This window comes from Helicobacter pylori SA221C, assembly GCF_000476855.1.
GTDB classification, from domain to species: domain Bacteria; phylum Campylobacterota; class Campylobacteria; order Campylobacterales; family Helicobacteraceae; genus Helicobacter; species Helicobacter pylori_DK.
The window spans coordinates 47,014-58,279 of sequence record NZ_CBPT010000004.1; the positions used below are offsets into that span (position 1 = coordinate 47,014).

General features: G+C 40.1%; 10 protein-coding genes. All 10 read left to right on the forward strand.

The window, feature by feature from the left end; all coding sequences use genetic code 11:
- The first annotated feature begins 6 nt into the window (after positions 1–6).
- Entirely contained in the window at positions 7–978 is a 972-nt protein-coding gene (secF, locus tag QU01_RS03560) for a protein translocase subunit SecF (protein WP_033762188.1), read from the forward strand.
- Between the two features lie 9 nt (positions 979–987).
- A complete protein-coding gene (locus tag QU01_RS03565) occupies positions 988–1,326 on the forward strand; it encodes a DUF6394 family protein (protein ID WP_000383778.1) in 339 nt (112 codons plus the stop codon).
- Between the two features lie 9 nt (positions 1,327–1,335).
- Positions 1,336–3,756 (forward strand): leucine--tRNA ligase, encoded by a 2,421-nt coding sequence (gene leuS, locus QU01_RS03570; RefSeq protein ID WP_033762187.1) that lies wholly within the window; start codon positions 1,336–1,338, stop codon positions 3,754–3,756.
- A complete protein-coding gene (lptE, locus tag QU01_RS03575) occupies positions 3,719–4,264 on the forward strand; it encodes an LPS assembly lipoprotein LptE (protein ID WP_050547306.1) in 546 nt (181 codons plus the stop codon). Before leuS ends, lptE begins: the two co-directional genes overlap by 38 nt.
- Complete coding sequence (locus tag QU01_RS03580; RefSeq protein WP_033762184.1) at positions 4,254–5,423, forward strand: bifunctional folylpolyglutamate synthase/dihydrofolate synthase; 1,170 nt, start codon at positions 4,254–4,256, stop codon at positions 5,421–5,423. The genes lptE and QU01_RS03580 overlap by 11 nt, the downstream gene beginning before the upstream one ends.
- Complete coding sequence (csd2, locus tag QU01_RS03585) at positions 5,423–6,349, forward strand: M23B family cell shape-determining DD-metalloendopeptidase Csd2 (protein WP_033762181.1); 927 nt, start codon at positions 5,423–5,425, stop codon at positions 6,347–6,349. The genes QU01_RS03580 and csd2 overlap by 1 nt, the downstream gene beginning before the upstream one ends.
- An 8-nt stretch (positions 6,350–6,357) precedes the next feature.
- A complete protein-coding gene (gene csd1, locus QU01_RS03590) occupies positions 6,358–7,296 on the forward strand; it encodes a peptidoglycan DD-metalloendopeptidase Csd1 (protein ID WP_033762179.1) in 939 nt (312 codons plus the stop codon).
- Positions 7,215–7,625, forward strand: coding sequence for a bactofilin family protein (locus QU01_RS03595; protein WP_000963936.1), 411 nt, complete (start codon positions 7,215–7,217; stop codon positions 7,623–7,625). The genes csd1 and QU01_RS03595 overlap by 82 nt, the downstream gene beginning before the upstream one ends.
- A 3-nt stretch (positions 7,626–7,628) precedes the next feature.
- Positions 7,629–10,634, forward strand: coding sequence for a transcription-repair coupling factor (gene mfd, locus QU01_RS03600; protein WP_033762177.1), 3,006 nt, complete (start codon positions 7,629–7,631; stop codon positions 10,632–10,634).
- A gap of 124 nt (positions 10,635–10,758) precedes the next feature.
- Entirely contained in the window at positions 10,759–11,262 is a 504-nt protein-coding gene (gene petA, locus QU01_RS03605; RefSeq protein WP_000763640.1) for a ubiquinol-cytochrome c reductase iron-sulfur subunit, read from the forward strand.
- Positions 11,263–11,266 lie beyond the last annotated feature (4 nt).

The window sequence follows — 11,266 nt, forward strand, 5'->3', positions numbered from 1 at the left end:
GTTTTTATGGAATTATTCAAACAAACGAGAATCTTAAGCTTCATGCGTTATTCCAATTACGGAGTGATTCTTTCAGCGATTTTAGCGCTTCTGGCGTTAGGGCTTTTGTTCTTTAAAGGGTTTTCTTTAGGGATTGATTTTGCCGGAGGGAGTTTGGTGCAAGTGCGTTATGCGCAAAACGCTCCCATTAAAGAAGTGCGCGCTCTTTTTGAAAAAGAAGATCGTTTTAAGGGCGTTCAAGTGAGCGAGTTTGGTTCTAAAGAAGAGATTTTAATCAAATTCCCTTTTGTAGAAACAGCCCAAAATGAAGATTTGAACGCTATCGTGGCTAACATTCTAAAACCCAGTGGCGATTTTGAAATCCGTAAATTTGACACCGTGGGCCCTAGAGTGGGGAGCGAATTGAAAGAAAAGGGCATTTTGTCGCTGATTTTAGCCCTAATGGCGATCATGGTTTATGTGAGTTTCCGCTATGAATGGCGTTTCGCTTTAGCGAGCGTTATTGCGCTTGTGCATGATGTGATTTTAGTGGCAAGCTCAGTGATTGTTTTTAAGATTGATATGAATTTGGAAGTGATTGCGGCCTTGCTCACTTTGATTGGGTATTCCATTAATGATACGATCATTATTTTTGATCGGATCAGAGAAGAAATGCTCTCTCAAAAAACCAAAAATGCCACTCAAGCCATTGATGAAGCCATTTCCAGCACGCTCACGCGCACGCTTTTAACTTCTTTAACCGTGTTTTTTGTGGTGTTGATTTTGTGCGTGTTTGGGAGTAAGATTATCATTGGCTTTTCATTGCCCATGCTAATAGGCACGATTGTAGGGACTTATAGCTCTATTTTCATCGCCCCTAAAGTAGCGTTATTGTTAGGCTTTGATATGGATAAATATTATGAGAATGAGGCTAGAAAAATCAAAAAAGCTCAAGAGAAAGAAAAAATGCACCGTTTGTATGAGGGCGGTCAAGTTTAAGGAGTTTCTATGGATTGGGGTCGGGTCGTTCATGTGCTGTTCAGCCTTATTTCTTTAACCACCATTGCAGGGTTTTTGTATGAGCCTAACACGGTGGTGTTGTTTGTAGCGTTAGCTTTAAACCTTATTTCCGTTACGCTTAAAATTGGGGTGATCAAGCGTTTCGCTTCAGAGCTGTTGGCTAGCTCTTTAGCCACCGTGTTGCACCTCATACCGGCATTTGTGTTTTTACAGATTTTGAATAATTTGGTTACCGCTTACATGCTCATGATTGGAGCGTTGATTAGCAACGCTTTCAGTCTCATCTTTTTGTTGATTGAAAGCGTTGTAACGAGCGAAACGGATTAAGGGGTAACGATGGATTTTATCAATATAGAAAAAAAATGGCAAGAATTTTGGTGGAAAAATAAGAGTTTTGAGCCTAAAGACGATTTTAACCTCCCTAAAAAATACATTTTGAGCATGCTGCCTTATCCTAGTGGGGAAATCCACATGGGGCATGTGCGCAATTACACCATTGGCGATGCTTTGGCGCGTTATTATCGTTTGCACCATTATAATGTGTTACACCCTATGGGGTTTGATTCTTTTGGGATGCCTGCAGAAAATGCGGCCATTAAGCATGGTATCCACCCTAAAACTTGGACTTATGAAAACATTGAAAACATGCAAAAAGAGTTTGAAGCTTTAGGGTTTTCTTTTTCTAAAAACAGGGAATTTGCCACTTCAGATCCGGATTACACGAAATTTGAACAGCAATTTTTCATTGATTTGTGGGAAAAGGGGCTAGTCTATCGCAAGAAAGCCATGCTCAATTGGTGCCCTAACGATAAAACCGTTTTAGCTAATGAGCAAGTCATTGATGGGAGGTGTTGGCGTTGCGATACAGAAGTGATTCAAAAAGAACTCTATCAATATTATTTGAAGATCACAAATTACGCTGAAGAATTGCTAAAAGACTTAGAGGCTTTAGAAAATCATTGGCCTTCTCAAGTCTTAATCATGCAAAAAAACTGGATAGGAAAATCTAGCGGGTTGCAATTTGGTTTTAAAATCGCTGATGAATGCTTGAAAGCTTGCAACGGCATTCAAGAAATTGAAGTCTTTACCACAAGAGCGGATACTATTTATGGTGTAACTTACATCGCCATCGCCCCAGAACACCCTTTAGTAGAGCATGCCATTAAGCGAGTGAGCCAAGAAGATTCAAAGATGATTAAAGCGATTTTAAACACGACTCAAAGAGAAAGAGCTTTAGAGAAAAAAGGGGCGTTTTTAGGCGTTTATGCTATCCACCCTTTAACGAAGCAAAAAATCCCTGTTTGGGTGGCTAATTTCGCTCTAGCTAATTATGGTTCTGGGGCGTTAATGGGCGTGCCAGCTTGCGATGAAAGGGATTTTGAATTCGCCAATCTTTATCATATCCCTATTAAAGTGATCACTCAAAGTTCTCAAAGTTTGCCCCACACCAAAGAAGAGGTTTTAAAAAATAGCGGGGAGTGGAGCGATCTTTCTAGCTCAGTGGCCAGAGAACAAATCATCGCTTATTTTGAAAAAGAAAACCTCGGTAAAAGAGTGATCAACTACCGCTTGCAAGATTGGGGAGTGAGCCGTCAAAGGTATTGGGGAGCGCCTATTCCTATGATTCATTGCAAACATTGCGGGATTGTGCCTGAAACCCAACTGCCGGTAACTTTACCTGAAGACATTGTGATTGATGGGGAGGGCAATCCGTTAGAAAAGCATGCGAGTTGGAAATTCGCTCAATGCCCTAAATGCCACAAAGACGCTTTAAGAGAAACAGACACCATGGATACTTTCATCCAATCTAGTTGGTATTTCTTGCGCTACACCACCCCCAAAGATAAGCGTGAAAATCAAGCGTTTGATCAAAATTACTTGAAGTATTTCATGCCAGTGGACACTTATATTGGCGGCATTGAACATGCGATTTTGCACTTGTTATACGCGCGCTTTTTCACTAAGGCTTTAAGGGATTTGGGCTATCTCAATTTAGATGAGCCTTTCAAACAACTCATCACTCAAGGCATGGTCTTAAAAGATGGCGCTAAGATGAGCAAGTCTAAAGGTAATGTCGTCAGCCCTAAAGAAATACTCAAAAAATATGGGGCCGATGCGGCAAGGCTCTTTATCCTTTTTGCTGCCCCGCCGGCTAAAGAATTGGAATGGAATGACAGCGCTTTAGAGGGGGCACACCGGTTTATCAAGCGCTTATACGATAAAGCGAACGCCATTAGCCCTACCACTTCTAAGCCTGAATTTAAAGAAGTTAGCCTGAATGAAGCGCAAAAACTAGCCCGCAAAAAAGTCTATGAGACGTTGAAAAAATCGCATGAAATTTTCAATAAGGCTGAAAGCGCTTACGCGTTTAACACTTTGATCGCAAGCTGCATGGAGGCCTTAAACGCTTTGAACGTGCAAAGTAATGAGCAAATTTTATGCGAGGGTTATTTTGTGTTGTTGCAAATTTTAGAGCCTATTATCCCACACACGGCATGGGAGTTGAGCGAGAGGCTTTTTAAAAGAGAGAATTTTAAGCCTATAGCGATCGATGAAAACGCTTTGATAGAAGAATCTATGACTTTAGGGCTTACCATTAATGGCAAAAGGCGCGCGGAATTGAAAGTCAATATTAACGCCAGTAAAGAAGAAATCATTGTTTTGGCTAAAAAAGAATTAGAGAAATATTTAGAAAAGGCGAGCGTTAAAAAAGAAATTTATGTGCCTAATAAGCTTGTTAATTTTGTTATCGCATGAAGGCTTTACTTTTTTTATTTTGTTGCTTTTGTTCAAGGGCTGTGGGTATAAGCCCATTGCGGCTTACGCTCAAAACGCTTTAGGCGATAGCATATACGTGAAACTCATTGTGAATTTGCCTAACCCTGAAAACTCTGTAGAGTTTAAGGATTTGATGAATCGTTTAGTCGTGCAACGCTTCCAAAGCCGCTTAGCGAGTGAAAAGGATGCGGATTCTATCATTATTATAGAAATCACGAATGTAACCGATACGAGTATCACGCAAAATAAAGAAGGCTTTACGACTTTCTATCGCGCAACCGTGTCTGTGAATTACACCTATGATAATAAAAGAGGCACACAAAAGACTTTTCAAAATAGCGGGTATTACAATTACGCTGTGAATTTGCAAGACCCCCTTAATACCTACCAGAACCGCTATTACGCTATCAATCAGGCTGTGGAGCAAACTTTGACTAAATTTGTCGCGCAAATCGCTTATGAGGGGAAATTCAATAATGAAAAATAGCCATGGATTAAAGGCGTTTTTAGAAACAAAGCCTAAGGAATACCATAAATTTGATCCTAGTCGCTTCATTCAAATTTATAAAGATTTTAAGAACGCTTTTTTTGAGGTTCAAGCGAAAGTCATTCATGTGGTAGGGACTAATGGCAAGGGCAGCACCGGGCGGTTTTTAACCCTTTTATTAGCCGATCAAAATTTTAAAGTGTTGCATTTCACCTCCCCTCATGTTTTTGAATTTAGGGAGCGCTTTTTTGTGAATGGCTCTGTTGTTGAAGAAAGCGTTTTAGAAAACGCCCACCAGCAATTGCAATTGCACGCTTTCAGCAGCGCTTGCTCGTATTTTGAATACGCCACCTTACTGGCTGTCATGCTCGCTAAAGATTGCGATTATCTAGTCTTAGAAGCGGGGCTTGGGGGGGAGTTTGACAGCACGAACGCTTTAGAAAAAACCCTAAGCGTTTTCACCCCCATTGATTACGATCATAAGGAATTTTTAGGGGATAGTTTAGAAAGCATTGCGACTACTAAATTAAAAGCGATGGGCCCTCTTAGTATCATCGCTCCCCAACAAGAACTGGTTTTAAATATCGCTCAAAAAATCGCCAAAGACAAACACGCACAATTGATTGTGGTTCAAAATGAAATTTCAAAAGAAGTAAGAGATTATATTGAACGCCACCATTTAGCCCATTTTTTAGCGATGAATTTAGAAGTGGCCCTAAAAGCGTTTGAGACGCTTATGCCATGCAATAAACAAGAAGTTTTAAAAAACCTAAAGCCCCTAGATTTAATCGGCCGTTGCGAGCTTTTAAGCCCTAATATTTTAATAGATGTGGGGCATAACCCCCATAGCGCTAAAGCCTTAAAAGAAGAAATCAAACGCCTTTTTAACGCTCCAATCATTTTGATTTATAACTGCTATCAAGATAAAGACGCTTTTTTGGTGCTAGAAATTTTAAAGCCTGTGGTTAAAAAGGTTTTGATTTTAGAATTGCATAATGAAAGAATTATCCAATTAGAAAAACTTAAAGGGATTTTAGAAACTTTAGGGTTAGAACACGCCTTGTTTGAAGAACTGAAAGAAAATGAAAATTATTTGGTGTATGGCTCATTTTTGGTAGCCAACGCTTTTTATGAACGCTATCCAAAGAAGAGGGATTGATGCCGCAAAACCAGCTTGTGATCACCATCATTGATGAATCAGGCTCTAAACAGCTCAAATTTTCTAAAAATTTAAAACGCAACCTCATCATTTCTGTTGTCATTCTTTTATTGATCGTGGGGCTTGGCGTAGGGTTTTTAAAATTTTTAATCGCTAAAATGGATACGATGACAAGCGAGAGGAATGCGGTTTTAAGGGATTTTAGGGATTTGTATCAAAAAAATTACACTTTGACAAAAGAGATTAAAAACAAGCGAGAAGAGCTTTTTATTGTGGGGCAAAAGATTCGCGGGTTGGAATCCTTGATTGAAGTCAAAAGAGGGGCCAATGGGGGCGTGCATCTTTATGATGAAGTGGATTTAGACAATTTAAATTTGGCTCAAAAACATTTAGCGCTCATGCTCATTCCTAATGGCATGCCCCTAAAAACTTATAGCGCGATCAAACCCACCAAAGAAAGGAACCACCCCATTAAAAAGATTAAGGGCGTTGAATCCGGGATTGATTTTATCGTGCCATTAAACACGCCTGTTTATGCGAGCGCTGATGGGATTGTGGATTTTGTGAAAACCAATTCTAATGTGGGGTATGGGAACTTGGTGCGCATTGAACATGCGTTTGGTTTTAGCTCCATTTACACGCACTTAGATCATGTCAATGTGCAGCCCAAAAGCTTTATTCAAAAAGGGCAGTTGATTGGCTATAGCGGGAAGAGCGGTAATAGCGGCGGCGAAAAATTGCATTATGAAGTGCGCTTTTTGGGTAAAATTTTAGACGCAGAAAAATTCCTAGCATGGGATTTGGATCATTTCCAAAGCGCTTTAGAAGAAAATAAATTTATTGAATGGAAGAATTTGTTTTGGGTTTTAGAAGACATTGTCCAGCTCCAAGAGCATGTGGATAAAGACGCGCTCATAAGCCAGTAAGGATTTTAGTGTTTTTAGACAGGCGTTTGATTGTGATGGTTACGGACTCTAAAGGGAGCCGTTATATTAATGTTCATATCTTATTCCGTCAAATTGGCTTGTATGCACTGTTGAGCGTTGTGGGATCTTTATTGTTTTTAGGCATTTCGTTATTAGTTTTAAATAAAGAAATTAGAAATATTGAAAAGCAGCATGCTTTAATCACTAAGGAATTTGAGAAAAAAAAAGAGACGAATGAAAAGCTTTCTTTGCAAATGGATGAATTTTTAGACGATTTGCAACTTTCAGGGGAGCGCATCAACGATTTAGAAGAAGTGGTGGGAGTGAATAGGCCTGAAGAAGAAAAAGAAGAGGGCAATTTTTCCAGCCGCTTAGATGTCGCTGGGATTACCGGGCTTCAAAAAAGCTTTATCATGCGCCTTATCCCTAATGACTACCCGCTAGAATCCTATCGGCGCGTTTCAGCCGCCTTTAATAAAAGGATCCACCCTATTTTGCATGTGTTGCACAACCATACCGGGCTTGATCTAAGCACCGCTATTAATACGCCTGTGTATGCGAGCGCGAGCGGGGTAGTGGGGTTAGCGAGCAAAGGGTGGAATGGGGGGTATGGGAATTTGATTAAAGTTTTCCACCCTTTTGGTTTTAAAACCTACTACGCCCATTTGAATAAAATTATCGTAAAAACGGGCGAATTTGTCAAAAAAGGGCAGTTGATTGGGTATAGTGGTAATACAGGGATGAGTACAGGGCCGCATTTGCATTATGAAGTGCGTTTTTTAGATCAACCCATAAACCCCATGAGTTTCACCAAATGGAACATGAAAAATTTTGAAGAAGTTTTCAATAAAGAAAGGAGCATCAGATGGCAATCTTTGATAACAATAATAAATCAGCTAATGCAAAAACAGGACCAGCGACTATCATCGCTCAAGGCACAAAAATAAAGGGGGAGCTTCATTTGGATTACCATTTGCATATAGATGGCGAATTAGAAGGGGTGGTGCATTCTAAAAGCACAGTGGTGATCGGGCAAACCGGCTCGGTAGTGGGTGAGATTTTTGCTAATAAATTAGTGGTCAATGGCAAGTTCACTGGCACGGTGGAGGCGGAAGTGGTAGAGATCATGCCTTTAGGGCGCCTTGATGGTAAAATCTCTAGTCAAGAGCTTGTGGTGGAAAGAAAGGGGATTTTGATTGGGGAAACCCGCCCTAAGAATATTCAAGGGGGGGCGTTGTTAATCAATGAGCAAGAAAAGAAAATTGAAAATAAATAGGGAATGATCCAATCTAGTCTTTATAGGGCCTTAAACAAAGGCTTTGATTATCAAATACTCGCTTGTAAGGATTTTAAAGAGTCCGAGCTCGCTAAAGAAGTCATAAGCTATTTTAAGCCAAATATTAAAGCCGTTCTTTTCCCGGAGTTTAGGGCTAAAAAAAACGACGATTTGCGTTCGTTTTTTGAAGAATTTTTACAGCTTTTAGGAGGTTTGAGGGAGTTTTATCAGGCCTTAGAAAACAAACAAGAAGTTATCATCATTGCCCCTATTAGCGCTTTATTGCACCCTTTACCTAAAAAAGAACTTTTAGAGAGCTTTAAAATCACTCTTTTAGAAAAATATAACCTTAAGGATTTGAAAGACAAGCTCTTTTATTATGGTTATGAAATTTTAGACTTAGTGGAAGTGGAAGGCGAAGCGAGCTTTAGGGGGGATATTGTGGATATTTATGTGCCTAATTCTAAGGCGTATCGTTTGAGTTTTTTTGACACGGAGTGTGAGAGCATTAAGGAATTGGATCCCACCACTCAAATGAGTCTTAAAGAAGATTTGTTAGAAATTGAAATCCCCCCCACGCTTTTTAGTTTGGACGAACCATCTTATAAGGATCTGAAAACAAAAGTGGAACAAAGCCCCTTAAATAGCTTTTCTAAAGATTTAACCAGTTTTGGTTTGTGGTTTTTAGGAGAAAAAGCGCAAGACTTGCTAAGCGTTTATAAAAGCGTTATAAGCCCTAGAGCTTTAGAAGAAATTCAAGAATTAGCGAGCTTAAACGAATTGGATTATGAGCGTTTCAAATTTTTAAAGGTTTTAGAAAACGCGCAAGGCTATGAAGATTTAGAAATCCATGCGCATGCCCTAGAAGGCTTTATCGCTTTGCATTCAAATCGTAAAATCACGCTCCTAGCTCCTAATAAAACGATTTTAGACAATGTATTAGGCACGATTGAAAAAAGCAGCATGGAATGCGTGATCGCCCCCTTTGTGCTAAACTTTAAAACCCCTGATGGGATTTTTATTTCGCTCAATTCTTTTGAAAGGAAGAAAAAACGCCAAAAATCCAAGCTCGCTTTGAATGAACTAAATCCGGGCGAATGGGTGGTGCATGATGATTATGGGGTGGGCGTGTTTTCTCAATTAGTCCAGCACAGCGTTTTAGGGAGCAAGAGGGATTTTTTAGAAATCGCTTATTGGGGCGAAGACAAACTGCTGTTACCGGTGGAAAATTTGCATCTCATCGCTCGCTATGTGGCGCAAAGCGATAGCGTGCCAGCTAAAGACCGGCTAGGGAAAGGGAGTTTCCTCAAACTGAAAGCTAAAGTCAGGACTAAGCTTTTAGAGATTGCAAGCAAGATCATTGAATTAGCGGCTGAACGCAATTTGATCTTGGGTAAAAAGATGGATGTGCATTTAGCGGAGTTGGAAGTCTTTAAATCGCATGCGGGGTTTGAATACACCAGCGATCAAGAAAAGGCTATCGCTGAAATTTCAAGGGATTTAAGCTCTCACAAGGTGATGGATAGACTTTTGAGCGGAGATGTGGGTTTTGGAAAAACGGAAGTAGCGATGCATGCGATTTTTTGCGCGTTTTTGAACGGCTTTCAAAGCGCGCTAGTCGTGCCTACCACCTTATTAGCGCACCAGCATTTTGAGACTTTAAAGGCGCGTTTTGAAAATTTTGGCGTTAAAGTGGCTCGTTTGGACAGGTATATTAAAACCAGCGAAAAAAACAAGCTTTTAAAAGCCGTAGAATTAGGGCAAATTGATGCGCTAATAGGCACGCATGCGATTTTGGGTGCGAAATTCAAAAACTTGGGCTTAATGGTTGTAGATGAAGAGCATAAATTTGGCGTGAAACAAAAAGAAGCTTTAAAAGAATTGAGCAAAAGCGTGCATTTTTTAAGCATGTCTGCCACGCCTATCCCGCGCACTCTAAACATGGCACTCTCTCAAATTAAAGGCATTAGCTCTTTAAAAACCCCGCCCACAGACAGAAAGCCCAGCCGCACTTTTTTGAAAGAAAAGAATGACGAGCTCTTAAAAGAGATTATTTACAGAGAATTACGCCGTAACGGGCAAATTTTTTACATCCATAACCACATCGCTAGCATTTCAAAAGTCAAAACCAAGCTAGAAGAGTTGATCCCTAAGCTTAAAATCGCCATTTTGCATTCCCAGATTAACGCCAGTGAGAGCGAAGAAATCATGCTGGAGTTTGCTAAAGGAAACTATCAGGTTTTATTATGCACTTCTATTGTGGAATCAGGGATTCATTTGCCTAACGCTAACACGATCATTATTGATAATGCGCAAAATTTCGGCCTGGCTGATTTGCACCAGTTAAGAGGGCGTGTGGGGAGAGGCAAAAAAGAAGGCTTTTGTTATTTCCTCATAGAAGATCAAAAAAGTTTGAATGAACAGGCTTTAAAACGCTTGCTCGCTTTGGAAAAAAATTCGTATTTAGGCAGTGGGGAGAGTATCGCTTATCATGATTTAGAAATCAGGGGGGGCGGGAATTTGCTCGGGCAAGATCAGAGCGGGCATATTAAAAATATCGGTTATGCACTCTATACGCGCATGCTTGAGGATGCGATTTATGAATTGAGTGGGGGGAAGAAAAGGCTTGAAAAAAGCGTAGAAATCCAACTTGGTGTGAGCGCTTTTTTAAACCCTGAACTCATTGCAAGCGATAGTTTAAGGCTAGATTTATACCGCCGTTTGAGTTTGTGTGAAAATGTAGATGAGATGGGGCAAATCCATGAAGAAATAGAAGACAGGTTTGGCAAAATAGACGATTTGAGCGCTCAATTTTTGCAAATCATTACGCTTAAAATTTTAGCCAACCAGCTTGGCATCATCAAACTTTCTAATTTCAATCAAAACATCACCCTTACTTATAGCGATGAACATAAAGAAAGTTTAAAAGCCCCAAGCAAAGACGATAACGATATTTTAGAAACCCTTTTGAAACATTTGCGCGCTCAAATTTCTTTAAAGCGGAGTTAAAAGCGTTTGATTTTAGTCTCAATTTGTTATTTTAAAAAAATTATTAAGAGAGTTTGTTGTAAAATAGGGACTTGCTATGCCTTTAGTCGTTAAAAGGTAATTATCATTAAGGAGTTTTTTAATCATGGCAGATATTCAAAGGCGTGATTTTTTAGGAATGAGCCTTGCTAGCGTTACAGCTATAGGGGCTATAGCGAGTCTGGTAGCGATGAAAAAGACTTGGGATCCGCTTCCAAGCGTTGTTTCAGCCGGTTTTACGACCATAGATGTGGCGAATATGCAAGAAGGGCAGTTCTCCACCGTGGAATGGCGTGGGAAACCGGTCTATATCCTCAAGCGTTCTAAAAAAGAGGGCTTTAATGAAAAGCGCGATTTTAAAATTGGCGAGAGCGTTTTTACCACAGCCATTCAAATTTGCACGCATTTAGGGTGTATCCCCACTTATCAAGATGAAGAAAAAGGCTTTTTATGCCCATGCCATGGGGGGCGTTTCACTTCTGATGGCGTGAATATTGCCGGCACTCCCCCTCCACGCCCTTTTGATATCCCGCCTTTTAAAATTGAAGGCACTAAGATCACTTTTGGTGAAGCTGGGGCTGAATACAAGAAAATGATGGCTAAAGCGTAAGGAG